27 protein-coding genes are annotated in these 25,894 nt (G+C 45.2%); 13 read left to right on the forward strand and 14 right to left on the reverse strand.

From position 1 onward, the window contains the following. Nucleotides 1-61: 61 nt before the first annotated feature. The 5 genes from potA (at nt 62) to L4C42_RS21215 (ending at nt 5,225) form a co-directional block, all read left to right on the forward strand. On the forward strand, nt 62-1,207 hold the full coding sequence (gene potA, locus L4C42_RS21195) for a spermidine/putrescine ABC transporter ATP-binding protein PotA (protein WP_353498694.1): 1,146 nt from the start codon (nt 62-64) through the stop codon (nt 1,205-1,207). Continuing rightward, entirely contained in the window at nt 1,191-2,048 is an 858-nt protein-coding gene (gene potB / locus L4C42_RS21200) for a spermidine/putrescine ABC transporter permease PotB (RefSeq protein ID WP_353496184.1), read from the forward strand. The genes potA and potB overlap by 17 nt, the downstream gene beginning before the upstream one ends. Continuing rightward, on the forward strand, nt 2,048-2,818 hold the full coding sequence (gene potC / locus L4C42_RS21205) for a spermidine/putrescine ABC transporter permease PotC (RefSeq protein WP_353496185.1): 771 nt from the start codon (nt 2,048-2,050) through the stop codon (nt 2,816-2,818). The genes potB and potC overlap by 1 nt, the downstream gene beginning before the upstream one ends. A 94-nt stretch (nt 2,819-2,912) precedes the next feature. After that, nucleotides 2,913-3,947: an extracellular solute-binding protein gene (locus tag L4C42_RS21210; RefSeq protein ID WP_353496186.1), complete on the forward strand. Its 1,035-nt coding sequence runs from the start codon at nt 2,913-2,915 to the stop codon at nt 3,945-3,947. A gap of 240 nt (nt 3,948-4,187) precedes the next feature. Beyond that, entirely contained in the window at nt 4,188-5,225 is a 1,038-nt protein-coding gene (locus L4C42_RS21215; RefSeq protein ID WP_353496187.1) for an extracellular solute-binding protein, read from the forward strand. Nucleotides 5,226-5,452: 227 nt separating this feature from the next. Here L4C42_RS21215 and cobB read toward each other — a convergent pair whose 3' ends face one another. The 11 genes from cobB to L4C42_RS21270 all read right to left on the reverse strand — a co-directional run bounded on the left by cobB (nt 5,453) and on the right by L4C42_RS21270 (nt 16,834). Further along, nucleotides 5,453-6,187, reverse strand: a complete 735-nt coding sequence (cobB, locus tag L4C42_RS21220; protein WP_418642220.1) for a Sir2 family NAD+-dependent deacetylase — start codon at nt 6,185-6,187, stop codon at nt 5,453-5,455. Nucleotides 6,188-6,319: 132 nt separating this feature from the next. Continuing rightward, a complete protein-coding gene (locus tag L4C42_RS21225; protein WP_353496189.1) occupies nt 6,320-7,540 on the reverse strand; it encodes an ammonium transporter in 1,221 nt (406 codons plus the stop codon). Nucleotides 7,541-7,892: 352 nt separating this feature from the next. Next, on the reverse strand, nt 7,893-8,324 hold the full coding sequence (locus L4C42_RS21230) for a hypothetical protein (RefSeq protein ID WP_353496190.1): 432 nt from the start codon (nt 8,322-8,324) through the stop codon (nt 7,893-7,895). A 16-nt stretch (nt 8,325-8,340) separates the two neighbouring features. Further along, the gene (locus L4C42_RS21235) at nt 8,341-9,417 is read right to left on the reverse strand and encodes a formate dehydrogenase subunit gamma (RefSeq protein ID WP_353496191.1); all 1,077 of its coding nucleotides are present in this window, start codon (nt 9,415-9,417) and stop codon (nt 8,341-8,343) included. An 11-nt stretch (nt 9,418-9,428) separates the two neighbouring features. Further along, the gene (gene fdh3B, locus L4C42_RS21240) at nt 9,429-10,037 is read right to left on the reverse strand and encodes a formate dehydrogenase FDH3 subunit beta (protein ID WP_042501521.1); all 609 of its coding nucleotides are present in this window, start codon (nt 10,035-10,037) and stop codon (nt 9,429-9,431) included. Nucleotides 10,038-10,048: 11 nt separating this feature from the next. Further along, the gene (locus L4C42_RS21245; protein WP_429761711.1) at nt 10,049-12,904 is read right to left on the reverse strand and encodes a formate dehydrogenase subunit alpha; all 2,856 of its coding nucleotides are present in this window, start codon (nt 12,902-12,904) and stop codon (nt 10,049-10,051) included. A gap of 9 nt (nt 12,905-12,913) precedes the next feature. Then, a complete protein-coding gene (locus L4C42_RS21250; RefSeq protein WP_353496193.1) occupies nt 12,914-13,132 on the reverse strand; it encodes a twin-arginine translocation signal domain-containing protein in 219 nt (72 codons plus the stop codon). 57 nt (nt 13,133-13,189) lie between these two features. Beyond that, nucleotides 13,190-13,813: a TorD/DmsD family molecular chaperone gene (locus tag L4C42_RS21255; protein ID WP_429761712.1), complete on the reverse strand. Its 624-nt coding sequence runs from the start codon at nt 13,811-13,813 to the stop codon at nt 13,190-13,192. A gap of 12 nt (nt 13,814-13,825) precedes the next feature. Next, entirely contained in the window at nt 13,826-15,487 is a 1,662-nt protein-coding gene (locus L4C42_RS21260) for a 4Fe-4S dicluster domain-containing protein (protein WP_353496195.1), read from the reverse strand. Nucleotides 15,488-15,741: 254 nt separating this feature from the next. Further along, nucleotides 15,742-16,353, reverse strand: coding sequence for a DUF3306 domain-containing protein (locus tag L4C42_RS21265; RefSeq protein WP_353496196.1), 612 nt, complete (start codon nt 16,351-16,353; stop codon nt 15,742-15,744). Next, complete coding sequence (locus L4C42_RS21270) at nt 16,343-16,834, reverse strand: DUF3305 domain-containing protein (RefSeq protein WP_353496197.1); 492 nt, start codon at nt 16,832-16,834, stop codon at nt 16,343-16,345. Before L4C42_RS21270 ends, L4C42_RS21265 begins: the two co-directional genes overlap by 11 nt. A 134-nt stretch (nt 16,835-16,968) precedes the next feature. Here L4C42_RS21270 and L4C42_RS21275 point away from each other — a divergent pair, with 134 nt between their 5' ends. The 3 genes from L4C42_RS21275 to L4C42_RS21285 all read left to right on the forward strand — a co-directional run bounded on the left by L4C42_RS21275 (nt 16,969) and on the right by L4C42_RS21285 (nt 18,662). Next, complete coding sequence (locus tag L4C42_RS21275; RefSeq protein WP_429761713.1) at nt 16,969-17,793, forward strand: formate dehydrogenase accessory sulfurtransferase FdhD; 825 nt, start codon at nt 16,969-16,971, stop codon at nt 17,791-17,793. A 156-nt stretch (nt 17,794-17,949) separates the two neighbouring features. Next, nucleotides 17,950-18,306 (forward strand): acyl-CoA synthetase, encoded by a 357-nt coding sequence (locus tag L4C42_RS21280; RefSeq protein ID WP_353496199.1) that lies wholly within the window; start codon nt 17,950-17,952, stop codon nt 18,304-18,306. Nucleotides 18,307-18,314: 8 nt separating this feature from the next. Next, a complete protein-coding gene (locus L4C42_RS21285; protein ID WP_353496200.1) occupies nt 18,315-18,662 on the forward strand; it encodes a GlpM family protein in 348 nt (115 codons plus the stop codon). 245 nt (nt 18,663-18,907) lie between these two features. Here L4C42_RS21285 and L4C42_RS21290 read toward each other — a convergent pair whose 3' ends face one another. Beyond that, on the reverse strand, nt 18,908-20,500 hold the full coding sequence (locus tag L4C42_RS21290) for an ABC-F family ATPase (protein WP_353496201.1): 1,593 nt from the start codon (nt 20,498-20,500) through the stop codon (nt 18,908-18,910). Nucleotides 20,501-20,687: 187 nt separating this feature from the next. Here L4C42_RS21290 and L4C42_RS21295 point away from each other — a divergent pair, with 187 nt between their 5' ends. Both L4C42_RS21295 and L4C42_RS21300 read left to right on the forward strand, forming a co-directional pair. After that, nucleotides 20,688-23,030, forward strand: coding sequence for an ATP-binding protein (locus L4C42_RS21295; RefSeq protein WP_353496202.1), 2,343 nt, complete (start codon nt 20,688-20,690; stop codon nt 23,028-23,030). A 23-nt stretch (nt 23,031-23,053) separates the two neighbouring features. Next, nucleotides 23,054-23,932 (forward strand): mechanosensitive ion channel family protein, encoded by an 879-nt coding sequence (locus tag L4C42_RS21300; RefSeq protein WP_353498695.1) that lies wholly within the window; start codon nt 23,054-23,056, stop codon nt 23,930-23,932. 36 nt (nt 23,933-23,968) lie between these two features. On the opposite strand, the gene L4C42_RS21305 is transcribed toward L4C42_RS21300, so the two are convergent. Further along, nucleotides 23,969-24,214 carry a Rho-binding antiterminator gene (locus tag L4C42_RS21305; protein WP_418642216.1) on the reverse strand — a complete coding sequence of 82 codons (246 nt, stop codon included), beginning with the start codon at nt 24,212-24,214 and terminating at the stop codon, nt 23,969-23,971. A gap of 32 nt (nt 24,215-24,246) precedes the next feature. Further along, complete coding sequence (locus L4C42_RS21310) at nt 24,247-24,693, reverse strand: YHS domain-containing (seleno)protein (protein ID WP_418642215.1); 447 nt, start codon at nt 24,691-24,693, stop codon at nt 24,247-24,249. Nucleotides 24,694-24,809: 116 nt separating this feature from the next. Here L4C42_RS21310 and L4C42_RS21315 point away from each other — a divergent pair, with 116 nt between their 5' ends. The 3 genes from L4C42_RS21315 to L4C42_RS21325 all read left to right on the forward strand — a co-directional run. Next, nucleotides 24,810-24,989: a hypothetical protein gene (locus L4C42_RS21315; RefSeq protein WP_353496205.1), complete on the forward strand. Its 180-nt coding sequence runs from the start codon at nt 24,810-24,812 to the stop codon at nt 24,987-24,989. 192 nt (nt 24,990-25,181) lie between these two features. Beyond that, nucleotides 25,182-25,556, forward strand: coding sequence for a thiamine-phosphate diphosphorylase (locus tag L4C42_RS21320; RefSeq protein WP_353496206.1), 375 nt, complete (start codon nt 25,182-25,184; stop codon nt 25,554-25,556). A gap of 147 nt (nt 25,557-25,703) precedes the next feature. Then, nucleotides 25,704-25,894, forward strand: a 191-nt coding sequence (locus L4C42_RS21325; protein WP_429761053.1) for a transposase domain-containing protein, incomplete at its 3' end; no start/stop codon positions are given.

A 25,894-nucleotide genomic window follows, 5' to 3' on the forward strand; every position in this document is an offset into this window, starting at 1 on the left:
GATTTCACCCAATTGGTGATTATGATGCGCGCCTTAAATGTGTATAGCAACTGGCCGCTAAATTTTCGGCCGAGGTGGAGAAAAACAGACGTTGAACGCTAAACATTCAGAAGGAACACCAGTCGTACAGCTTGCTGGTGTGAGTAAAAGTTTCGATGGTAAGGAAATCATCGCAAATCTTAACTTAAACGTTAATCATGGTGAGTTTCTCACTATTTTGGGTCCTTCGGGCTGCGGTAAGACCACAGTACTAAGAATGATCGCCGGCTTTGAAACCGTCGACAGTGGTAGACTCAATCTCGCTGGCCAAGATGTAACGGAAGTCCCCGCTGAACAGCGACACGTCAATACTGTTTTCCAGAGCTATGCCCTCTTTCCTCATATGACCGTTTTCGAAAATGTGGCATTTGGTTTGCGTATGCAAAAAGTGCCAAATGCTGAGATTGAACCTCGCGTTCTCGAAGCATTGAAAATGGTTCGCCTAGAGAAAATGGCTCAGCGTAAACCGCACCAGCTTTCTGGTGGTCAGCAGCAACGTATTGCGATTGCTCGCGCTGTCGTGAACAAGCCAAAGGTTCTACTTCTTGATGAATCACTGTCTGCACTTGACTACAAACTGCGTAAGCAAATGCAGATTGAGCTTAAACAGCTTCAGCGCCAACTAGGTATTACTTTTATTTTCGTTACTCACGATCAAGAAGAAGCATTGTCGATGTCGGACCGTATCATCGTAATGCGCGATGGCGTGATCGAGCAAGATGGTACCCCTCGCGAAATCTACGAAGAGCCGAAAAATCTGTTCGTTGCTCGTTTTATCGGCGAGATCAACGTGTTTAACGCAACGGCCATCGACCGCATTGACGACAAACGTATCAATGCCGAAATAGAAGGTCAGAAGAGCATTGTTTACTACGACAAAGCGTTTGAATCTGGTGAAAAGCTTCAAGTATTGCTTCGCCCAGAAGATTTGCGTATCGAAGAGATCAAAGAGTCAGAAAATAGAGGCATCGTTGGTCACGTAGCAGAACGTACCTATAAAGGTATGACGCTAGATTCTGTCGTTGAACTAGAGTCTGGTATGCGTGTAATGGTGAGTGAATTCTTTAACGAAGATGATCCAGATGTCGACCACTCTCTAGGTCAAAAGGTTGCCGTTACTTGGGTTGAAAGCTGGGAAGTGGTGCTAAAAGATGAGCAAGAAGTTTAATCTACAGAACGCCATTATCACTCTGATTGTCGGTTGGTTGGTACTGTTTGTGCTGATTCCCAATGTGATGATCATAGGTACGAGCTTCCTAACTCGAGACGAAGCTAACCTGATTGAAATGACGTTCACGCTCGAGAACTACGCTCGATTACTTGACCCTCTATACGCTAAGGTCTTATTCCACTCGTTCTACATGGCGATCGTGGCAACCTTTATCTGTTTGGTGGTTGGTTATCCATTTGCGTATATCGTAGCGAAGATGCCAGAAAAATGGCGTCCGTTTATGCTGTTTTTGGTGATAGTTCCGTTCTGGACTAACTCGTTAATCCGTACCTATGGTTTGAAGATTGTTTTAGGTACTCAAGGCATCTTAAACAAGAGCTTAATAGCCTTAGATATTATCGATAAACCTTTGCGCATTATGTACACCGAGACCGCTGTAATGATCGGCTTGGTCTATATTCTGCTGCCTTTCATGATTCTTCCGCTCTACTCAGCGATTGAGAAACTGGACGGTACCTATATTGAAGCAGCGCGCGATCTCGGTGCTAACAAATGGCAAACACTAACGAAAGTAATCTTGCCATTAACTATGCCAGGAATTATCGGCGGCTGTCTGCTTGTGCTACTTCCTGCATTAGGTATGTTCTACATCGCTGACCTATTGGGCGGCGCGAAGAACCTTCTAATTGGTAACGTGATTAAGAGTCAGATACTCAATGCTCGTGATTGGCCGTTTGGCGCGGCGACGAGTATCGCCCTAACTGCCGCGATGGCAGTGATGTTGTATGCCTACTACCGTGCAGGCAAGCTCTTAAACCGTAAAGTGGAGCTCGAATAATGGGACGCGCTGTAAGATTTAGCTTTATGACGGTAGTGTACGTGTTCTTGTATCTACCGATCATTGTTTTGATCGCTAACTCATTCAATGCCAACAAATTTGGAATGAAATGGGGGGGCTTTACGACCAAGTGGTACGACGCTCTGGTTAACAACGACAGCTTGATGCAAGCCGCTTGGCACTCGCTCAATGTCGCTGTTTTTTCGGCAACCGCTGCAACCATTATTGGTAGCTTGACCGCGGTTGCGCTGTTCCGTTACCAATTTAAGGGTAAAGGCGCAGTAAGTGGCTTACTCTTTATTGTGATGATGTCACCAGATATTGTGATGGCCATTTCGTTGTTAGCGATTTTCTTGGTGCTTGGTGCCCAACTAGGCTTCTTTAGCTTATTGATCGCGCATATTACATTCTGTTTGCCGTTCGTAGTTGTGACTGTTTACAGCCGTTTAAAAGGCTTCGATGTAAAAATGCTTGAAGCGGCAAAAGATCTTGGTGCTGGTGAATGGACTATTCTTAAACAAATTATCTTGCCACTCGCTAAACCGGCAGTGGCGGCAGGTTGGTTATTGTCATTTACACTATCGCTAGATGACGTGATTGTGAGTTCGTTTGTGACAGGGCCGACGTACGAGATTTTGCCACTTAAGATTTATTCAATGGTAAAAGTCGGTATTTCACCAGAGGTGAACGCCCTTGCGACCATTATGTTAATTGTCTCTCTTGTCTTGGTTGTGACCTCTCAATTACTGGCAAGAGAAAAGGTTAAGTAAACCGCTATTTTACTAATGGAGCAGAATGGCGTTGTCATTCTGCTCTTTTTCTATCTATGCCTTAAAGGCAGCGTTTGTTTTGGAGCTAACGTCAATGAAAAAATGGGCTACTTTTTTAGCTGGTAGTGCATGCGCACTTTCTCTTCTATCTGGAGCAGCTAGTGCAAAAGAAGATAAAGAATTGGTATTTATGAACTGGGGGCCTTACATCAACAGTAATATCCTAGAGCAATTTACTAAAGAGACTGGCATCAAGGTTATCTACTCTACCTATGAGTCGAACGAAACCTTGTATGCAAAGCTAAAAACGCACAATAAAGGTTATGATCTTGTCGTTCCATCGACCTACTTCGTAGCGAAAATGCGTGATGAAGGTATGCTACAAAAAATCGATAAGTCAAAGCTATCGAACTTCAGCAACCTGGATGTAAACTACCTAGACAAACCATACGATCCAAACAACGACTACTCTATCCCGCACGTTGTCGCGATCACCGGTCTTGCGGTAAATACAGACATGTATGATCCTGAAGAATTTACAAGTTGGGCTGACTTGTGGAAACCAGAGCTTGAAGGCCAGCTAATGATGATGGATGACACTCGTGAAGTGTTCCACATCGCGCTACGTAAATTGGGCTACTCTGGTAACACGACTGACAAAGCACAAATTGACGAAGCTTACGCAGAACTGCAAAAGCTAATGCCAAACGTATTGGTGTTTAACTCAGACAACCCAGGTGCACCATACATGTCTGGTGAAGTTGGCCTAGGTATGCTTTGGAATGGCTCAGCAGCGGCTGCGCAAAATGAAGGTCTACCAATTAAGCTTGTATTCCCGAAAGAAGGCGGTATTGGTTGGGTAGACAACTTCGCGATCAGCTCAGGTGCGAAAAACGTTGATGCAGCACACAAGATGATCGACTTTTTGCTTCGCCCAGAAATTGCAGAGCAAATTTCTCGCGACACTGGCTACCTAACAGCAGTAAAAGCGTCAAACGAGAAGTTTAAAGACAGCCCTGCTCTATTCCCATCTCAAGAAGATTTGGATCGCGTAGAATGGCAAGATGCGGTTGGTGACAGCACGGTAGTTTACGAAGATTATTTCCTAAAACTAAAAGCAGGTCAGTAATCTTTACTCCTTCAGTGTAAAAAGGTGGCAGTAGCCACCTTTTTTTATGGCTGACGTTCTATATCCTTCTAAACGTTTAATTTTTGTAAACTCCAACATAGAGTATTCAATCATTGGCTGATATAATGTTGTGATGCACATCAAATAATGATGGCGTGCAAAGTAGTGTGGGAAGCCCTACTTTCCCATATCGTCATGTCTCTTAGAGACTCTTTGTTTACCAAAACAAACGGAAAAGTAATGAAAAGCAAATTGTATGCAGGCGCACTATGTGCGGCGACTCTCTTCACTACCCCGGCGTTTGCAGCCAACGAAGAACTTTACTTCTACAACTGGTCTGAATACATTCCTAGCGAAGTACTAGAAGACTTTACTAAAGAAACTGGCATTAAAGTCATCTACTCTACTTATGAATCCAATGAGAGCATGTATGCGAAATTAAAAACGCAAGGCTCTGGCTACGACCTCGTGGTTCCTTCTACCTACTTTGTATCTAAGATGCGTAAAGAAGGCATGCTTCAAGAGTTAGACAAAGAAAAGCTAGCTCACTATCAAGATCTGGATCCAAACTATCTAGACAAGCCTTTTGACCCAGATAACAAATTCTCGATTCCTTATATCTGGGGCGCAACCGGTATCGGTATCAATACAGATATGCTAGACCGTTCAGCGGTAAGCTCTTGGGGTGATTTATGGGATCCTCAATGGGACGGTCAGCTGATGATGATGGATGACTCACGTGAAGTATTCCACATCGCACTAACGAAACTTGGTTACTCGCCAAACACCACTAATCCAGATGAAATCAAAGCTGCATACGAAGAGCTTAGAAAGTTGGTACCAAATGTATTGGTGTTCAACTCAGATTTCCCGGCAAATCCATACCTTGCAGGTGAAGTATCACTGGGTATGCTTTGGAATGGTTCAGCATATATGGCTCGCCAAGAAGGCGCTTCTATCGAGATCGTATGGCCTGAAAAAGGCACGATTTTCTGGATGGATAGCCTAGCCATCCCATCAGGTGCGAAAAATACAGAAGCCGCACATAAGATGATTGATTTCCTACTTCGTCCAGAAAATGCTGCAAAAATTGCAGTGGAAATTGGTTACCCAACACCAGTTAAAACAGCTTATCCGCTACTACCAAAAGAATTTGCTGAAGATCCAAACGTGTTCCCACCTCAAAAAGTGATGGACTCGGGTACATGGCAAGATGAAGTTGGCGAAGCTGGCGCGCTTTACGAAGAATACTTCCAAAAGCTAAAAGTCGATAACTAATTTCTAGTATTGACTAAAGACAAAGCCCTCCTACTGGAGGGCTTTGTTATATCTAGTTTTCCTAAAAGTCGTCATCCCCTTGAAAAAGGGGATCTTCTATAGCGCGCTTTAGCCAACTTCAATGACTGTTACCACCCTGCACGCTTCGGGAGATCCTCGATGTCTCGAGGATGACGTAATGGTGGTATAGCACAATACACTACAGGTAATACGTAGTAGGTTTGGTTTTAAGCAGTATTACCTTGAGTCTGCAACTCTAAAATCTCTTTGACCAACTTAGGCACTTCAATACTCGCCTTTCCATATCGCTTCTCTTCAAACTCACTCTGTACTGCGCTTGGCTCTAGATTGATCTCTATGGTGTGAGCGCCATGCATTTTAGCATCATGAACAAAACCCGCAGCTGGATACACTACGCCTGAAGTACCAATGGAAACAAACAGGTCAGCTTTCTCAATAGCGGCGTAAATATCACCCATTCGAAGAGGCATCTCACCAAACCAGACGATATGTGGTCTCATTTGCGAAGGAATTTGGCAGCAGTGGCATAAATCTCCAGTAAGGATATCGTCTTTGGTATCGATCACCTGCCCAGACTCTTCACAGCGTGCTTTAAGAAGTTCACCATGCATATGAATGATGTTTTCGCTTCCGCCGCGCTCGTGGAGATTGTCGATATTTTGAGTAATAACAGTAACCGTGCCGTCTAACTCTTTTTCAAGGTTTCCTAACGCGATATGAGCGGCGTTAGGCAAAATAGACTCCTGTTGGAGTTTGCTACGACGCTGATTATAAAAATTTTGGACAAGTTCTGGATTGCGTACAAAACCTTCTGGAGTGGCCACGTCTTCAATTCGGTGGTTTTCCCAAAGTCCGTCTTGTGCACGGAATGTTTGAATACCTGACTCCGCAGAAATACCCGCACCGGTCAAAACAACGACATTTTTGTAGGGAAACTTCATAGACCTTCCTTGTGCTGACTTATTGTTGTACCAACAAGAGTAACATGGAACGAATAACATCAATAGTATTAGGGATTAGACCATGGTCTAATCCCTACGTGATTTCAGTTACTTAGAAGCAATAGGATAGTATTAATCTTCGTTTGTGGCTGAGATCTTGTGAATCGCCAAGTCCGCGCCTTTGTATTCATCTTCTTCAGATAAACGCAAGCCAGTGAGCTTATCAAGAATGCCGTACACAAGACCAGCACCAATCATGGCAACAACGATACCAGCAGCTGTGCCAACTAATTGGGAGGCGAAGCTTACACCACCCATACCGCCTAGTGCTTGCTGACCAAAAATACCTGCCGCGATACCGCCCCAAGCGCCACAGAGGCCATGTAACGGCCATACACCCAATACGTCATCAATTTGCGTTTTATTCTGTAGATAAGTGAACACCCAAACAAACAATGCGCCTGCTACACCGCCAGTAATCAGAGCACCAATTGGATGCATCAGATCCGAACCCGCACAAACCGCTACTAAGCCTGCTAACGGTCCATTATGGATAAAACCAGGGTCATTTCTACCCGCAAACAGAGAAGCTAAGATGCCGCCTACCATTGCCATCAGTGAGTTCATCGCAACAAGACCACTAATTCCTTCGAGCGTTTGCGCAGACATCACGTTAAAGCCAAACCAACCAACACTTAGGATCCACGCCCCCAAAGCCAAGAAAGGAATATTTGACGGAGCAAAGTTGGTATGTTTACCAGCGCGAATACGCCCTTTTCGCATACCAAGGAAGATCACTGCAACCAAAGCAATCCAACCACCAACGCCATGCACCACCACTGAGCCAGCAAAGTCATGGAAACCCGCACCAAAGCTTGACTCTAAAAGGCTTTGAAAGCCAAAGTTACCATTCCAAATCATCCCTTCAAACAACGGGTAGACAAGACCCACGGTAAAGAAAGTCGCTAACAACACAGGGTAGAACCTTGCACGCTCTGCAATACCACCAGAGACAATGGCTGGAATTGCGGCCGCGAACGTCAACAGGAAGAAGAACTTAACCAGCTCATAGCCATTTCCTTGCGACAAGGTTTCCGCATCCGCGAAAAATGTACCACCATAAGCTACCCAGTAGCCTATGAAGAAATAAGCAATAGCTGAAACACCAAAATCAGCCAAGATTTTCACTAGAGCATTCACCTGGTTTTTATGCCTTACCGTCCCCACTTCAAGAAATGCAAACCCAGCATGCATTAAGAACACCATAATGGCACCCAATAGTAAGAAAAGCGTATCTGAGCTCTGAGTGAGTGTTTGTACTGCACCATGTACGTGCTCTACAGAGGGGGTCATAAGTCGATTACTCCTTTATCGTTTAGTTATGACGCGCACCAAAAACGTGCCACAACTTCTTGCTTTACACCAATTTGGTGAGAGCGATTTTTTATTGAACGACAGTTAGAGCAAAGAACGTTCCAAGTTGACAGAAATAACAGATACGCATCTAAGTTATTGATTAATAGTAAACCTTGATGGCATTAGTTTTAAAGAATTACGACGTAGCACGTTTCTATTGCACCATGGAAGGGATGACGCACCAATTTGGAGTGCACTAATAAGTTGCAATTATGTTGCAAAAATAGGTAAGACAATAAAAAAGGAGTTGTAGTTAGCTACAACTCCTTTTCGATAGGACTACCAGTATTTACGGTAGATGCTTAATTGGCTCAGCAGTTTCACCAAACGTCATTGGTATGTTTTGCTTCAGTTTGTTCATGCCAGCAAACATACGAATAATCCAGACCACAATTGCGACCGAGGCAAACAACATACCAACATAGGGAATGAAGTTAGCAATCTGGTCGAGCCACGTTGCCTGATACCAATAGTGCGTGACGCCTTTGAGCAAGCCGTTAGAGGTTGCTACAGTGACGATTAACACAACAAAGAAGGTCAGATTGAGAAAGAAGGTTCTAATCAACCCGTAGTAATGAGAGTTAATCACATCACTATCCTCACCTTTGTCCAAACGATAACCAGCATAGACAATAGCAATAACGCCTGAGATTAATAACGTAAAAGGCGTAAAGAGGCTAAGAATGTAAGCTATCCAAATACCTTTGTGTTGTTGGTGCATATCTTAGTATTCTCCTTTAGCTTAGATCGCTTCGCGTCTTGCCATCAACGCCAGATGAAACTGACTCTTCTTTAGGCTTGGGGTTGTCCAGCTCATGTTTGACTTCCTCATACCAAAGATCGTGATGCTCTTTCGCCCACGTTTCGTCAACTTCACCCGTCACCATGCCTTCCAACGCTCCTTCCATCCCGAACAAGCCGATGTAAATATGGAAAATGAAACCACAGATCAGTATCAGTGCAGCCAGCATATGGATTAAGTTCGACCATTCCATATCACGACGTGTTTGACCAAAAATAGGGAAATCGAGAATAAGGCCACTGGCGGCGACAACAGCACCAACAATGATCAGCATCCAAAACAGAACCTTCTCACCCGCATTAGAAAAGCCAGCAGAGGGGTGACTGCCTTTATGCTTGCCTGCCATACCGCCAAACTTCATAAACCACTGTACATCCACCTTAGTGAAAATAGATTTACTCCACCACTTAAAGAGCAGGGCAACGAGTAGCACTAAGAACATTGGCCCCATATAGTTATGGTACTGCTTCGCCAAATAAACGGTCCAGCCCCATAAGTCTGTAGGTACATAAGGCTTCATAAAGTGCTTACCGTAGACCAGCATCAGACCACTGAAGGCAAGCGTTAAGAAGACAAACGCCATACTCCAGTGAAGCGCTCTGTCCATACGGCTCCATCTTTGCAGTTTACGCCCAGTTCTCGCGCCAGATAGCTTCATTGGGCCACCAATGAAATACGCGAGCATCACAAGGGTAATACTACCGAAAATGGCTACTGCACCAGCAGGAGACATCCACTTTTCTTTCAAGATATACCACGTTTCACCAGGCGTACTGATTAACACACCGTGCTCAGGAGACGCCGAGGTGGTTGTCCCCTCTACCCCTTCTTTCACCATGCGCCAATAGTCAGCACCAGCAAGCTGTGTCACCTCACCTTGAACAACTTTATTGCTCTTACTTTCTTCAGCATGAACGCCAAACGACATTACAAGAACCACTGCTGCCAACACTGGCAGCAGCAATTGGAAGACAGAGCCAAGCAAACCTTGTTGTTTAGACAAAATAGCCATCGCTCTCTCCATTAGCTTTTAGTCGCATCGTAAGCGAGGTCATTCCCATCGGTCCAACCTGCATCTTTCGCACCACGCTCTACTACACGTTGACGAAAGATATCCGATACTTTCGCAGCGTCACCGGCTAGTAGAGCTTTTGTTGAACAAAGCTCGGCACACATTGGCAGCTTACCTTCAGCAATACGGTTTGCGCCGTACTTAGCGCGCTCTTCTTCTGAATTGTCTTCAGTTTCAGGGCCGCCCGCACAGAAAGTACATTTGTCCATTTTACCGCGTTCACCAAACGCAGCTTGTTTCGGGAACTGAGGTGCACCAAATGGACAGGCAAACAAGCAGTAGCCACAACCGATACAGAGATCTTTGTTGTGAAGCACAATGCCATCTTCTGTACGCTCGAAGCAATCTGCAGGACACACAGCCATACATGGTGCGTCGGTACAGTGCATACAAGCCACAGAGATCGAGTTTTCACCGGGAAGACCATCGTTCAAAGTAACAACACGACGACGCTGGATACCCCATTGAAGCGCGTCATCATTTTCGTTTTTACATGCCGTGACACAGCCATTACATTCAATACAACGTTTGGTGTCACATAGGAATTTCATATTAGCCATTAGGTGACTCCTTACGCTTTCTTAATGTTACAGAGAGTGACTTTGGTTTCCTGCATTTGAGTCACTGGGTCATAACCATAGGTGGTTGCTGTGTTAGCGGCTTCACCGATGACGTAAGGCACGGTACCCTCTGGATACTTATTAGTGAGGTCTTCACCTTGGAACTTACCGCCAAAGTGGAATGGAATGAACGCCAGACCCGGTTTCACACGAGGTGTCACCATCGCTTTCACCTTAATACGTCCTTTCTCTGCACCTTCAACCCACACCATGTCACCATCTTTGAAGCCAATGTCATTGGCATCTTTCGGGTTCACCTCAACAAACATTTCACGCTGAAGTTCGGCTAGCCATGGGTTAGAACGCGTTTCTTCACCACCACCTTCGTACTCAACCAATCGACCTGACGTTAGAACGATTGGATACTCGCCCGACACATCTTTGTCTTGAATTGATTTGTACATGGTAGGAAGACGGTAGATAGACTCACTGTCATCCCATGTTGGGTAATCTGCTACTAAATCACGTCTTGGCGTGTAAAGTGGCTCACGGTGCAAAGGCACTCTATCTGGGAAGGTCCAAACAATGGCACGCGCTTTGGCATTACCAAAAGGCATACAGCCATGCTTAATCGCTACGCGCTGAATACCACCAGATAAGTCCGTCTTCCAGTTTTTACCTTCTGCTGCTGCTTTTTCTTCCGCAGTTAAGTCATCCCACCAACCTAATTGTTGGATGAGTTTATCCGTAAACTCTGGATAGCCATCTTCAAGTTCACAACCCAAGGAATAACTATCTTCAGCGAGTAGACTATTGCCTTCGAACTCAACACCAAAACGAGCACGGAAGTTACCACCACCGTCAGCGACTGCTTTAGACGTATCATAAAGAATGTGGGTACCTGGGTGTTTCATCTCTGGCGTGCCCCAACATGGCCAAGGTAGACCGTAGGTTTCGCCATTGATTGGGCCGCCTTCCGCTACCAGTGAAGTTTTGTGGAACGTATGCCAGTTTTGTTGGTGCGCTTTAATACGCTCTGGGCTTTGGCCGGTGTAACCAATCGTCCACATGCCTTTGTTAAACTCACGCGTGATGTCTTCGATGTTCGGCTGATTGTTCTCAACCGCAACGTTTTTGAATAGCTCATTCTCGAAACCCAACTTCTTAGTAAGAAGGTACATGATCTCGTGGTCAGGCTTAGAGTCGAAAAGTGGTTCAATAACCTGATCGCGCCATTGTAGTGAACGGTTAGATGCTGTAACAGAGCCATGCGTTTCAAACTGAGTGGTTGCAGGAAGCAGGTAAACACCATCAGTACGGTTATTCATAACGGCTGCATGTGTTGGATACGGGTCAACGATCACCATCATATCCAGCTTCTGCATCGCTTTTTGCATCTCTACGCCACGGGTTTGCGAGTTAACCGCGTGACCCCAATAGAACATGGCACGAATGTTATCGTTCTGCTCGATATTGTCTTTGTTCTCTAGAACACCATCAATCCAACGGGACACTGGAATGCCCATGTTGTTCATTGGCTTCTTGCCGCGGTATTCATTCTGGTCAAATCGCTCTTTGATCCACTCGTAGTCAACATCCCACACTTTTGCCCAGTGTTTCCATGAACCATCTGCTAGACCATAGTATCCAGGTAGAGTGTGAGAGAGAACGCCAAGGTCAGTAGCGCCTTGAACGTTGTCGTGACCACGGAAGATGTTGGCACCACCACCAGACTTACCAATGTTGCCCAGAGCAAGCTCGAGTACGCAGTAAGCACGTGTATTGTTATTACCTGTAGTGTGCTGAGTACCACCCATACACCAAATGATACTGCCAGGGCGGTTTTCAGAAAGGATCTTCGCCGCTTTGTAAACATCCGCTTCGCTAACGCCAGTAACGCGCTCCACTTCTTTTGGATTCCATTTCGCTACTTCAGTACGGATCTCATCCATACCGTAAACACGCTGGCGAATGAACTCTTGATCTTCCCACTTGTTTGCGAAGATATGCCACAAAAGACCCCAGATAAACGCTACGTCGGTACCAGGGCGAAGCGAGCAGTAGTGGTTGGCTTTTGCTGCGGTGCGAGTACGACGAGGATCTGCAACCACGATCTGACAGCGGTTTTTCTCTTTTGCAATCAGGATGTGCTGCATAGCCACCGGGTGGGCTTCTGCCGGGTTTGAACCAATGAACAGCATCGACTTACAGTTATGCATGTCATTGAAAGAGTTAGTCATCGCCCCATAGCCCCAAGTGTTAGCAACACCGGATACTGTGGTCGAGTGACAAATACGCGCTTGATGGTCGACGTTGTTAGTGCCCCAAAGCGATGCCATTTTACGGAACATATACGCTTGTTCGTTGCTGTGCTTCGCACTACCCAGCCAGTAAACAGAATCTGGGCCTGATTCTTTGCGGATCTCTAAAACCTTGTTACCGATCTCTTCAATCGCATCTTCCCAGCTGAGTTTTTTCCACTTGCCGCCTTCGAGTTTCATTGGGTACTTAAGGCGGCGCTCACCATGGCCGTGCTCACGCAAGGCTGCGCCTTTCGCACAGTGACCACCAGCATTAAATGGGTGGTCAAACGCTGGCTCTTGGCCGGTCCACACGCCGTTTTGTACTTCTGCATAAACGCCACAGCCCACCGAACAGTGAGAACAGATGGTGCGCTTAACTTCCGTCTTAGCATCTACAGGAACCGTTTCAGCCTGTGCTTTTCTGATCATACCTGGTGCGAACGTATAGGCACCCGCAGCCAAACCACCTGCAGCGATAGATGAATTGCGCACAAATGCACGGCGGCTAAGACCGAGCTTGTTTTCATTTTTGCTCACATTGTCGGAGCGTTTCGTTAATTTCATGCTTTGCTCCTACAATGTGTCGTAATAATCTTTAACGTGCTGCGTTTCACGATAACCGGTTTTCTTCTCGTTATCGGGCTTTGCTTCAACTAACTCAGTATTAGTCGTGGCATGTGCAGTACCTGAAATAACAACGCCGGCGACAGCCGCAGTAGTCAGGCCTTTTAGTAGGTTTCGACGATTTTCGTTAAAATCACTTTTATCGTCACGTTTGGTTTGTTTACTCATAGTTTGCTCCCTGAGTGGATACCTATCCGTTGTGATGGCATCTCTCGTTAGCTGACATTACTTAGTGGTTATATTTTTTACGTCTATCTTCATTTTCGCCTGCGTAGTGCCTGGGTTTTGCGCATAGCTCACCTGCTCTACATCGAAAAATGCTTGCATTAATAACGCAACAGATGGATAAAACTGACCACTCGGCGCAGTTTCAATCTGGCGGCATAAATCTGTGTACCAAGGAGAAAGATGGTGGTTAAAGAAGGCTTTCGCTTCTTGCTCTTTCTGTTGGTCAATCAAGTGCGCTAACACTTCGCACACGGCTGAAATATGATCTTCTGGCTCTTTAACTGACTCTTCACGCTCTAGGCCTAAATGGCTAAGATCTTGGCGAAGCGCCGCCAGCGGCTTATCCATCAGAGAGCCGGTCAAATGCCATGAAGCAAAAGGAATCACCTCACCTTTTCCGACACCTATGAACAAGTCTTGATACTCATCTTCAAGCGCACTGACTTCAGCGACTTTTGCAGCCTCAGCTAACCCTTGCCATGCACTAGTCATTTGATTAATGCCCGACTCGATCTCCAATGTTGATAGAAAATCAAGTAACTCACGCTCGGGCGCCCCACGGCATAGCGTTGAAATGAGTAGGTAGATGTCACTTCTTAGTTGGTTATTCTCGTTATCCATTGACATACGTTCCTAGTATTTAAGTTGTTGTTCAGGGTTTTCAGCCATATTTTCAAACATATCCACGACTCGACAATCTTCACACATCGCAATACGACGCAGTGCCGCTTCATTGTCAAAGTGAGAGTGACCGCGTAACTTATCTTGCAGCATCGTAATCATGGATTGCGGTGCAAATGGCTTACCACAACTTAAACATTCCGCCGCTTTCTCTTCATGAAGCGCGACGACTTTGGTGCGCGCTTCTTTGTCCCAATTGATTTGCTGAGTAAGGGATAACGCAGATTCTGGACACGCTTTTTCACACATGCCGCACTGCACACAGTCTTGCTCAACAAAGTCTAGCGCAGGTCTATCACCCTTGTTGTAAAGTGCCTTCGTTGGGCAAACCGCTACACAGCCCATACACAAGGTACATTTGTCCGTATCACATTGAACAGTGCCATAAGGTGCGGTCGTCGGGAGTGGCTGAATGTTGTCAGTCACGCCTTGTTTGGCAGACAACACATCCAAAGAATGGAATAGTCGTTGACGTTTGTTGCCTTCAACATCGCCAATACGAAGCTCAAGGTCTAATTCAACTAACGTCGGCATACCTTCGCGCAATGACTCAAGGTACAAGATGTCGATGGTCTCACGTGCTAGACCTAGGTTTTCTAGAAGCTGCTGCGCCATACCTACTTCACGATTAAGTACCGTTTGAATGGTTTCTGGCATATGACGACTTGCAGCAAACATGACTTGAGTCGCGCCATTGGCCAACGCAGCGAACCAAGTATCAATTCCTACCGATGGTAGCTCTTCGACCACTAATGGAATCACATTGTCTGGCAATACTTTCAGCGCCATCACGTTATAGCTTTCATGACGTGAGCTACAGATTAGAACAATGGCATTCTCACCACCCTGATGATGATAATTTGCCAGCGTACGTTCAATGAACTTTTGGGTATCTTGTGGTGTAGGAAGTGCGTAGTGGATCGCTTCCGTAGGACATGCTGTAGCGCAAGTACCGACACCTTGGCAAAGGTAAGGGTTTATTTCGATCTTATGACCAATTTTGTCGTTACCTTGGCTGCTAAGCGCTCCAGCAGGACAAGCGTCTACACATCGCTCACAACCTTTTACACCTCGTGAGCTGTGGGCGCACAAATCCGTATCGAGTCGAAAATACTTTGGCTTATCAAACGTCCCCATTAAGCCCGGAATTTCTTCCAGTGCATCGGCAAGTGTTGGGTAACCACGACCAACTGGGTAGTAACCAGGTACGGGTACTTCTTCAGACATACAGCCGTTGAGAGAGTGATCCAAAACAATGTCGAAACAGTCTCGAACGATAGAAACTTCCGCTAAATTGCTATGCGTGTGTTTATTTTGGATATGAACGCTAAACGTACCCAAGAATCCTGAGATTTCGATGCTATCAGCATAGTAGAGGTTACTATGCTCAGAGGGCTCGCCATCAGTCGACAGTAGTGTCACCGAATGCATCGTCGTCAACTGCTCTGCTGTACTGGTGATAATCGCCGTAGGCCCAATGATTAACGTATCACCATGACTTTCATAGCTCACCGTTGGTGGTATTAAGTTCGATAACTCAACGGTGTTTTCAAAAGCAAAGCTACGCGCGCGTCCGTTTTTAGATGTCGCTTGTTGTAATAGTTGTTTTATCATCGCTTGTTTCCAGTGTTGGAGTCTTTGCGCTCCGTTTTTTGGTTTCATATGAACCAACTACACAGGTTTGCAATTACTGTTCCAACTATAAAGACGATAAAAAAACGCTATTAATTAATACATTACCTTTATTTACCCTCAGATCGTTGAGGCTATTTGTCGCGTGAGACATTTTGTCTCATTCATTAAGAAACTAAAATGAGACAAAATGTACCTACTTTCTATGTGGTAAATTTTGTCTCAATATCAGTTTGTTAGGTAGGTTTTGTGCCGGGCTTAGTTTCGGAACAAATGTCATCATCCGATTTGGATTCATGATCTGCTTTATGGTATTCGACAGATGCACTCTGAGCAGACTCACTATATTCCAAATCAACATCTTCAGCACTTTGTTCGGCATCACTAGCTACCTGTGCTGTTGATTCCTGCAACTCTTCTCCCATTTCTAATTTCTCATCAATCTCTTTTACCCAACCCCTAAGTGTTTCCGCTACTTCTGAAGCTAGGGGCTTAACCGCTGAATAGTCATGGTCATAGTCATTTAAACCATCGACTACATTGAACTCTGGCTGCATAAAGAGCTTTCTAAGCGCGGCTTTTTTAACCGCCCTGTCCACTTCAGTATTAGCAAGTAATTGCGATATAGAGAGCTCGTCTTCTTCTGTATCGACGGTGGTTTTTATCTCTGCCTTAACCTCAGACTCTGCTTCCAATGAGTCAGTAGGTGCATTCAGTACAACATCGTCTTCAGTGGCTGAGAGCTCTGCTTGCTCACCTTCAACAGTCGATACTTCAGGCTCAGCCTGTTGTTCGGACTGCTCCTCTAATTTACGCTGAGACCAACGTGATAGAAAACTATTTGCCACTTGAACGCCCCGCTCCTTTACGTTTTTTCCGTCTTACTTCGAGCAGTTCACCATGCCGACCGATGAACGCTTCCATCCACGCTTGGATAGGCAACGGAATAGGTTTAGAAAGCACTAAGTAGTCACCATCCATAAAAGAGCCGGCTACAGCTTGTGACGCTGTGACGACAATCGGCTTTAGGCTGAGCTCATCATGGCTATCCAAAACAACGAACAACATTGGGTTCTGGGAACTTAGATTAAATCGGTAATCGGTACGCTCATCTCGATAGAGTTCTAAGATGGCATGAGGCTTGCTGTTATCCGTGACTTCTAATTGAAAACCCTCAAGCTCGCGCTGGGTGCTTGTCCAGCGTCCTACTTGCTTTTCAACAACAGACAAGTCGATTTGTATCGGCCATTGATGCTCGTTTTTTTCAATAAGCTGAGCATCAAAAGTAGAAGAATGGTTAGGAATGGATTCAGGAGTTTCTGACTGCATTTCATATCCCTAAATTAGCGTAAGTTATTTGCGCGCCAAAACTTTATTGGTAATAATCGTTTAAGCATTAGTGAAAACTAAGCAAATATCAAGCCAATAGCCAAGTGCTACTGCCAGACCAAAAGGATATACGCGTGGTTAAACCCAACATTATTAGAACAAGCGAAAATCCCCTTCAAACCATCGAAGTCGACGTGTTTGACGAATATGGTGAAAAGATCACCAAGCAAATCGCCTGCGAACGCCCTCTTACTGTCATGCTGAACTGGAAAGAGATCGTGACGTTGATGACGCTCGGCTCAAGGCCTGACTCTCTTGTATTGGGCTACTTAAAGAACCAAGGTTTTCTGTCTGACCCAGCAGCCATTGAGTCATTAATTATCGACTGGGAAACGCATTCAGCGGCCGTGATCACCAAAGAAAATACGGACTTTCTTGAAGAAGCCTTGAAAAAGAAAACCGTCACCTCAGGCTGTGGTCAAGGCACCATGTATGGCAACGTTATGAAGCAACTTGAAGGCTATCAAGTGCCACAAACGCCCCTCAAGCAGTCTCAGATTTACGCGACGCTCGAAGCCCTGACCCATTACAACGATACCTATAAAAAAGCTGGCGCAGTTCATGGCTGTGCGATTTGTAAAGGTGACGAGGTTTTATCGTTTGTTGAAGATGTGGGCCGCCACAACGCAGTCGACACCCTTGCTGGTGAAATGTGGATCAATGAAGAAACGGGCGATAACAAAATCTTCTACACTACGGGTCGATTGACCTCAGAGATGGTGATCAAAGTAGCGCAGATGGGGATCCCAGTGCTGCTGTCTCGCTCTGGTGTGACTCAAATGGGGTTAGATCTCGCTAAACAGTTTGGCATCACCACGATTGCAAGAGCTAAAGGCTTGCGCTTCCAAGTGTTTACTGGCGGTGAAAAAGTCGATTTTGATGTTAAAGGCAGCAGCTAAGCTTGGTGCCAGTCAATTGAACCAAACAGCCTCCTAATTTAGGGGGCTTTTTTAATGAATTTGTCACCCAATAAGAATCGCCTCGCAGCCTTCACTCGTCTACCCAATACAATCAAATTACTCTGTAACGAAACACTCAACTATTGCAGAGTTAGCATGAATCTTATCGTCAATGTTCACAAAGGTGTCCGTAAACTCGGATTTGAATGGGCCACGCGCCAAGCGTGGAAATGCGGCATGAAAGCCAACCTAGTAACACGAGTTGTGGGTGTTGCCAAAGGACAAGTCGTTTGTGTGATTGAAGGCGTGCGCGCAGAACTTTCTACAGAGATCAACAACCCACATCACAATGATGAAAAGCAAGGTCGATATGTATTTATTGGTGGTGAACTTTGGGAACCCAATAACCTACTTGCCCCTGCGTTTCCAAGTTTTATGTTTATGCATGTGCGCAATCTCGGCAATAAGCATAAGTACATGACGGATGATGAACTGCTGTTTAACTTGGCGTAATCCAAAAAATGGTCGCTCTATTTCTCAAATGCTTAATTGGCGCAGCGGCTGTGATGCTGATTGCCATTCTATCTAAAAGTAAGAACTTCTTTATTGCAGGGTTAGTGCCACTATTTCCAAGTTTTGCTTTGATCGCCCACTACATCGTCGCAACCGAGCGTAATATGGAAGCGCTTCGTATGACAGCGCTGTTTGGGCTTTATTCGCTTATGCCTTATGCGGCTTATTTGATTGCAGTTTATTACTTTAGTTATCACTTGTCTGTTGTTGGGACGCTATTGTCCGCGGTGTTGGTTTGGGTGATGTTTGCGTATTTGTTGTTGATGGTTTGGGTTCGGGGTGTGGTTATGGGTTGATTTTGACCTCGAAAGGACAAAAGAGCACCCCTCCTAGCCTCCCCTTATAAAGGGGAGGAACAGAAGGCTCGCTATCGCATCGCCTTAATTCTTAGTGCAACGTTACGCAGTAACGAGCAGTAGTTCTCCCCCTTTATAAGGGGGAGCTAGAGGGGGGTGCTCTTAAGATCTTTAACGCTAACACCCTAAAACAAATACAAAAAAGCCCCGCATCCGCGAGGCTCCTATCAAAGCAATCTACCTGATTACCCATCAATCCCTTTCGATTTCAAGAACTCAGCATACGTGCCGCGGAAGTCATTAATCTTCCCGTCTTTGATCTCTAGAACACGAGTCGCTAGCGAGTCTACAAACACACGGTCGTGCGATACGAAGAATAGCGTGCCTTTGTACTGCTCAAGTGCGTTGTTCAGCGATTCGATAGATTCCATATCCATGTGGTTGGTTGGTTCGTCCATCAGAAGCATGTTTGGTTTGTGCATCATGATCTTACCAAGAAGCATACGACCTTGCTCACCACCTGAAAGTACTTTTACAGACTTCTTAATGTCGTCTTGACCAAATAGCATACGCCCTAGGAAGCTGCGGATAACTTGCTCGTCATCGCCTGCTTGACGCCATTGACCCATCCAGTCCATTAGGTTCATGTCTTCTTCGAAGTCATGTGCGTGATCTTGTGCGTAGTAACCGATGTTGCTGTTTTCTGACCACTTGTACTCACCAGTACGAGGCTCAAGTACGCCAGCAAGTGTGTTAAGTAGCGTAGTTTTACCCACGCCGTTCTCACCGATGATAGCAACACGCTCACCCACTTCGAAGATAGCATTGAAGCCAGTAAATAGATCGTTTTCGAAGCCTTGGCTCAGGTTTTCAACGTTTAGTGCGTTACGGAATAGCTCTTTCTCTTGGTCAAAACGAATAAACGGGTTTTGACGGCTTGAAGGTTTCACTTCTTCAAGTTGGATCTTATCAATCTGCTTAGCACGAGATGTTGCTTGCTTCGCTTTAGATGCGTTTGCAGAGAAACGCGCTACGAAGGTATTTAGCTCAGCGATTTGTGCTTTCTTCTTCGCATTGTCTGCCAATAAGCGCTCACGAGCTTGTGAAGCCGCAACCATGTATTCATCATAGTTACCTGTAAACAGACGAAGTTCACCGTAATCCAGGTCAGCCATGTGCGTACACACAGAGTTTAAGAAGTGACGGTCGTGCGAGATGATGATCATGGTGCAGTTGCGTTGGTTTAGCGTTTCTTCTAGCCAACGAATCGTGTCCATATCCAGGTTGTTGGTTGGTTCGTCTAGTAGCATGATATGCGGGTCAGCAAAAAGAACCTGAGCCAATAGCACACGAAGTTTCCAACCTGGAGCTACTTCACTCATTAGGCCAAAGTGCTGCTCTTCGGGAATGCCTACTGCCAATAGTAGCTCGCCAGCTTTCGCTTCTGCCATGTAACCATCGAGCTCTGCGAACTGAACTTCAAGATCAGCCACTTTCATACCATCTTCTTCGCTCATCTCTGCTAGCGAGTAAATACGGTCACGCTCTTGTTTGATTGCCCAAAGCTCTTTGTGACCCATGATAACAGTGTCGACAACCGTGAACTCTTCGTAAGCGAACTGGTCCTGGTTTAGCTTAGCTACGCGTTCGTTCGGATCATAAGAGACGTTTCCGCCCGTTGGTTCCAACTCGCCGCTCAAGATCTTCATGAAAGTTGATTTGCCACAGCCGTTTGCGCCGATGAGGCCATAACGGTTGCCTTCGCCAAACTTAATAGAGATGTTTTCAAACAGTGGCTTAGCACCAAACTGTTGAGTGATATTTGCGGTCGATAGCACGAGCGTTACCTATGTGAATGAACAAAACTGCGCAACCCTACAGTCTCTTGCTCCGAGATGCAAGTAAGAACCGCTTTAACGATAAAAACAGGAGGTTTTTTCTGTTCTCAAGAGCAGAGCGCTTATAGTCAAACTACACTAATAACAAATCAATAAGACTCAATCAGTTACGGGAGGGAAGCTGACCATGATAAAACAGACATTCTGGTTATGGTTAATGGTGATAACGCTGAGCTTCCCCTGTCACGCGCGCTGGGATTATCAAGACGATACGCTACCCACAGCATCGGAAGATGCGCTTTCTTTACAACAAGAAATTACCACCCTCCCAAAAGCGCTGTTTATGACGCCCTCCGATATCAACAAAGTACGGCGCCTACTCTCCTACACCTTAGATCAACAAGATCGTAGCATTATTGAGTTTAATGAAGCACTCGCAGTGTATAAAGATGAACCAAATGATGACCATTGGTTTGATGTTCAAAGTGATTATTTAACTTTAAACAGTTTAAGTTTGAGCAAACAGTCTTTATTGGAGCTGGCCTCAGAAAAGACCTTCGCCCAGTTAACTGGCTTTGGCCCCGACGGTGTCACGCAGTTCAAACAAGAGTGGCGAATTACGCAGCTCAATGCGGAATACTTCCTGTTCTTTCAGCTTCGCAGTCTCAAGACTCTGATTAAAGAGATATTCATCTCTCCTGTCCCTGTTATTTGGGTTGGCGTACAGGTCTTTATCATCTATTCATTACTCATGTGGTGGTTAGCTAACCAGCGTAGGTTGTTTGAGCAATTCAAGGCCCATGTCTCAACCTCAATGAACAAACCTCCTATATGGGTACGCTTGATCTGGTATATAGGGCGTGCAAGCAACGCGATCGCTTGGTTGATGGCTATTACCGTCTCTTTGCGAGTACTCAGCAGTATCGAAGCACTTTCACAGCTTTACTACATCGAACTGTTTACTTGGTGGATACTGGGTGGCTCAATTGCCATCTCGTTTATTCTTGAGTTTGTACAGCGCAATAGTCTTGCCACCAATAAAACCGTGGCTGCACTGAGGTTGTCTACGGTTAGACGCTATGTATGGAGCTTTATTGTTGTTGGCCTAGTTCTTCAAATTGCCTCACAGACGCTTGGCAAAGGCACTATCTATTATTGGATAACCAGTGTCTTTTCTTTCTGGTTTGCACTCATCACTCTCAGCGTCATCATCATGTGGAAACAGGTAGTGTTCGAATCGTTAGACAAGATCTCCGAGAAACCGATCATTGTTGTCTGGGCTGCGGCAAAAAAAGACGTATTCATTATCGGATGGATAGCAACCGCCATTGCGACTTTATGGATCGCTTTGCATCATTTGAAAAATCGTCTCATTGGGCTTTTGTCCCGTTACACTATGTTCAATCAAGCGCTCACCTATCTGTTTAAGATTGAAGTGGCTAAGCAAACCAGCAACAGCGCCGACGAAAACCTAGTGCGCATTAAAGGTGATGCTGCTTTTGAATATATCCTCCCGGGTGATGACAGTAGCCCTTTGGTCGACTTTGCAAAACAGGAAATACAGCAACTTTCCAAATACCTGCTAACCAATAGCCCAGCGATTTGTATCGTCACTGGTGAGCGCGGTATCGGTGCTACCCGCTTACTTACTCAAATTCTTAGCAAAGTAAAAAACGCTGAGCCGATTTACATAAACTGCCCTAACTCCGGTTACAACGATCTGCTGATCCACTTGGCGGTAAGCCTAGGGCTAGAAGAAGAAACCAGCGAAGTAAAAATTCTCAGCCACCTAAGAAAGAGCGACACACATTACCTAATCGCAATTGATAACTGCCAACGAATGGTAAAACCAAAGGTGGGAGGATTAAACGACTTAATCCGATTCACCAATCTACTTCGCCGTTCCAAGAAAAGTCATCGAGCAGTATTTTCTATTGAAAAAGCCAGTTGGCGCTTTATCGACAGAGCGCGCGGCGAACGTTTGCTTTTCGACTGGGTGGCCTTTTTGCCAAGGTGGAACGAGGAACAAATGTCGGCGCTTCTCGACAGCCGTATTAATCCTAATATTAGCCACTCAGTAAGCTTCGAAGGGCTTGTCGTACCTAAACAGTGGGACAACGACAGTGAGTCTGAAGAAGACCGCGCGAAACAAGGCTTCTATCGAATCTTGTGGCATTACTCAGACGGCAATCCAACGGTAGCGTTACGATTTTTCCGTTTCTCGCTAAATCGAAACAAAGAAACGGAGCAAGTTGCAGTTCGCCTATTCCACGCTCCTGAATCCGAGGAACTCGATAAGATGCCCAAACCAATGTTGGCTATATTGCGCTCCATCGTCCAGCTTGAATCCGCTTCGCCTGAAGATGTCTCTGATTGTACTCAGCTCACCATATCTGAAGTCATCGGTTCTCTGAGATATTTCCAGAGCAGAGGCTATATTGAATGGCGCGAAGATAAAGCAAGGATTTCCGATCATTGGTTTAGACATATCACCAACGTATTAGACCGTCAGCATTTACTGGTTAAGTGAGCAGCTCAATGATGAAAAGAATGATGATAAAGCGTCTACTCCTACTTCCTTTGGTTTTGCTCGCATCGATAACTTGGGCAAGTGAGGAAATCCCATCTGTGGACAGTATTTCTCAGTTTGCCTCACTCATTCGCTGGTCGGGTGTACTGGCGAGTATTCTTATTATTATGGCGACGTGGCTGCTGATTAAGTTCATGAACTCTATGGTAGACAGTATTGGCGGCCAGTTTGTTCAATATCGAATGCTACTGCAAAAGCTTCAATCCTTTCTACAATTCTTTATTTACATGACTGCGGGCATCGTGGTTTTCATGCTCAGCTTTCGGATAAACGACCACATACTCGCCCTGATTGGTGGAACATTAGCAGTGTCTGTTGGTTTCGCGATGAAAGATCTCGCCGCCTCTTTTATTGCCGGATTAACGGTCATGATTGACAGGCCATTCCAAGTTGGTGACCGCGTCACATTTGAAGGCAATTATGGTGATATTTTGACGATAGGTCTTCGATCAGTTCGAATGCGAACGTTAAATGATGACATCATCACCATCCCAAACAACAAGTTCTTAAACGAAGTCACTGTCAGTGGTAACTATGGTGCGCTTGACATGCAGGTTGTGATTCCATTTTATGTAGGAATGAACGAAGACATCGTATTGGCACGCAACTTAATTCAAGAAGCCGCCTCATCGAGTCGTTATATTCACTTACCCAAACCCGTCACCGTGCTCGTCAAACAGACTATTACCGATAACTATCTAGCGATTCAGCTGACCTGTAAAGCCTACGTCGTGGATACCGCGTATGAGAAGCTATTCGAAACGGATATCACGCTTCGGGTCATGAGCGAATTTCAAAAGCATGGTATCCATCCACCACAGATAGCAGTTAAGAATAGCTAATAACTACACGGGCCTAATGCATAGGCCATTTAGCCCTCATGAAAACACTTTAGTAACAAAGTGAGGGGTTGCGGTTAATACTTCTATACTCGCGATCTGATCGAGTTCGACTAGTCGCTCACCGCTTTGCTGGCTAAGCTTAATACACTCGGCTTTAACGTCATTCCGAGTGGTATCGAGCGCTGTACCTTCAATTTTTTGACCATTTTTCATAGATAACCTTACCGGATATCGATGCATGCACGCGATTTCTACATAGTCATAATCACTACAGCTAATCATTAGAACTCCTTGATTATGAGAACTTGACTTAGTTATTGCTTTAACAGGCTCGGCCAGTTTAGATCTGCGCTGGCAATGTTGCCCGGAATATTCTGCTGCCATGTGCTTTGCACGGACTTACTATAATTTAGATACAGCTTGTCGTCGTGAATGTACCACGCATTAGGGTCGATTTTTGCCGTATAGCCTTTACTCACTGCCCAAGCGCAGTAACCACCGTACTGGGGTGAGTAGCGGTCTGGATTGGCAGTGAACAGGTCTTGGTTTTGCTTGGATGAGAAGTACCAAGTCGCGTCATTCCAATCATAGGTGTAGTCACTATTACCTTTGACAGGTTTGCCTTGTGTAAAGTAAGCCACTGGATCATAACCGTGAATCGCCTTACCAAAAAAGTCGCTATAAACAGGCTCGAGAGCATACGCGCTAGCGGCTAACACCAGCCAAAGATATAGAGAAGCAAACAGTTTGAATAGTGGCATGGGCTCTCCTTGTTTTGAATACGTATCAGCATAAGTAGACAGAACGAGATAGGATTATCTTTCAGCAACAATGGAGTTTCGCTGCGTACTATTAAGTCACGTTTCAGGAGGCAGTTATGAAGTGGTTTTATATACTCGCGCTCACTATATCGAGCACTGCATTTGCAGGGGGAAACACAGGTGGTACCCCAACCGTTCCCTGCTGGGTCAATGGGGATTATCAAGGCAATATGTTGATCACTAAATGCTGGGATATGGGTGGTTTACCTAATAGAAAACGGTCAATGGAAAACTAAGGAACGTTTATCAAGGCAATTGCTCGAAGTGATCACGTTCCAACAGACCCCTGCTAAAAACAATAAAATTTGTCGTTTTCACAAAAACATCAAGTTGATACCTTGTGGTGCGCTACCTACTATTCCACGCACGTAACGCTGCATTCTTTACCCTTGGATGCAGCGTCGTTATAAAACTTTGGAGTAGTTGACTTGAACAAGTTATCACACATAAATTTCGATAAACTGGGTAAACAACGTATTAAGCGTGAGCACGATCTGTTGATGCTAAACCGTGTTACCGACCGCGAATTCGAATCTAGAATGGCCATCTGGGATACGCTTTCTCTAGCAAGCGCACCACTTGGTGAAGCAAAACAGTTTATCGAAACAACCTTCAATAAACTTCAAAATGACATTATCCAAGCGCGCAAAGAGTTCACCATGAGCTTCAGTGATTTTGAAGTCATGGCGACCGAGGAGATTAACTACATTCGCGTCAATGTCGCCGATACCAAGTCTCAGAAAATTTGGTATGCCCTAATTACAGTAATGGTGCTTGGCACCGTTGCTATTTGTATGCAGTAAGCTATAAGCACGTATTAAACTTATCGCTACTGATAAAAAAACGCGAGGCTTACCTTAATGCCGATCAGTTAACAACTAAATGATCGGTTGAACGATCCATTCAAAGTGTCAAAATCCGAGTGTATTCAATGCACTCGGATTTTTTTTATGTTTTTAAGACAGGCTCTTAACCAAGTTCATCAATTCTCTGCAGAGCAACTTTCGGGTTTATCTGATCTGCTTTCTCCAGAACTCATTTCCCAGTGTTTGGAAGATACAGGAATTACGACTATTCGCAGACGAAGGTTACCAATGGAAATGATGGTTTGGAGTGTTGTTGGGATGTCTCTGTATCGCCA

Origin of the sequence: Vibrio wakamikoensis (assembly GCF_050337275.1) — a bacterium.
In the GTDB taxonomy this organism is placed as follows: Bacteria; Pseudomonadota; Gammaproteobacteria; order Enterobacterales; family Vibrionaceae; genus Vibrio; species Vibrio chaetopteri.

Coding starts and splice junctions, on each gene's coding strand:
- potB (WP_353496184.1), top strand. CDS start 1,191: ATGAGCAAGAAGTTTAATCTACAGAACGCCATTATCACTCTGATTGTC.
- potC (WP_353496185.1), top strand. CDS start 2,048: ATGGGACGCGCTGTAAGATTTAGCTTTATGACGGTAGTGTACGTGTTC.
- L4C42_RS21210 (WP_353496186.1), top strand. CDS start 2,913: ATGAAAAAATGGGCTACTTTTTTAGCTGGTAGTGCATGCGCACTTTCT.
- L4C42_RS21215 (WP_353496187.1), top strand. CDS start 4,188: ATGAAAAGCAAATTGTATGCAGGCGCACTATGTGCGGCGACTCTCTTC.
- cobB (WP_418642220.1), bottom strand. CDS start 6,187: ATGAAGTTTCCCTACAAAAATGTCGTTGTTTTGACCGGTGCGGGTATT.
- L4C42_RS21225 (WP_353496189.1), bottom strand. CDS start 7,540: ATGACCCCCTCTGTAGAGCACGTACATGGTGCAGTACAAACACTCACT.
- L4C42_RS21230 (WP_353496190.1), bottom strand. CDS start 8,324: ATGCACCAACAACACAAAGGTATTTGGATAGCTTACATTCTTAGCCTC.
- L4C42_RS21235 (WP_353496191.1), bottom strand. CDS start 9,417: ATGGCTATTTTGTCTAAACAACAAGGTTTGCTTGGCTCTGTCTTCCAA.
- fdh3B (WP_042501521.1), bottom strand. CDS start 10,037: ATGGCTAATATGAAATTCCTATGTGACACCAAACGTTGTATTGAATGT.
- L4C42_RS21245 (WP_429761711.1), bottom strand. CDS start 12,904: ATGAAATTAACGAAACGCTCCGACAATGTGAGCAAAAATGAAAACAAG.
- L4C42_RS21250 (WP_353496193.1), bottom strand. CDS start 13,132: ATGAGTAAACAAACCAAACGTGACGATAAAAGTGATTTTAACGAAAAT.
- L4C42_RS21255 (WP_429761712.1), bottom strand. CDS start 13,813: ATGGATAACGAGAATAACCAACTAAGAAGTGACATCTACCTACTCATT.
- L4C42_RS21260 (WP_353496195.1), bottom strand. CDS start 15,487: ATGATAAAACAACTATTACAACAAGCGACATCTAAAAACGGACGCGCG.
- L4C42_RS21270 (WP_353496197.1), bottom strand. CDS start 16,834: ATGCAGTCAGAAACTCCTGAATCCATTCCTAACCATTCTTCTACTTTT.
- L4C42_RS21280 (WP_353496199.1), top strand. CDS start 17,950: ATGAATCTTATCGTCAATGTTCACAAAGGTGTCCGTAAACTCGGATTT.
- L4C42_RS21285 (WP_353496200.1), top strand. CDS start 18,315: ATGGTCGCTCTATTTCTCAAATGCTTAATTGGCGCAGCGGCTGTGATG.
- L4C42_RS21295 (WP_353496202.1), top strand. CDS start 20,688: ATGATAAAACAGACATTCTGGTTATGGTTAATGGTGATAACGCTGAGC.
- L4C42_RS21300 (WP_353498695.1), top strand. CDS start 23,054: ATGATAAAGCGTCTACTCCTACTTCCTTTGGTTTTGCTCGCATCGATA.
- L4C42_RS21305 (WP_418642216.1), bottom strand. CDS start 24,214: ATGATTAGCTGTAGTGATTATGACTATGTAGAAATCGCGTGCATGCAT.
- L4C42_RS21310 (WP_418642215.1), bottom strand. CDS start 24,693: ATGCCACTATTCAAACTGTTTGCTTCTCTATATCTTTGGCTGGTGTTA.
- L4C42_RS21315 (WP_353496205.1), top strand. CDS start 24,810: ATGAAGTGGTTTTATATACTCGCGCTCACTATATCGAGCACTGCATTT.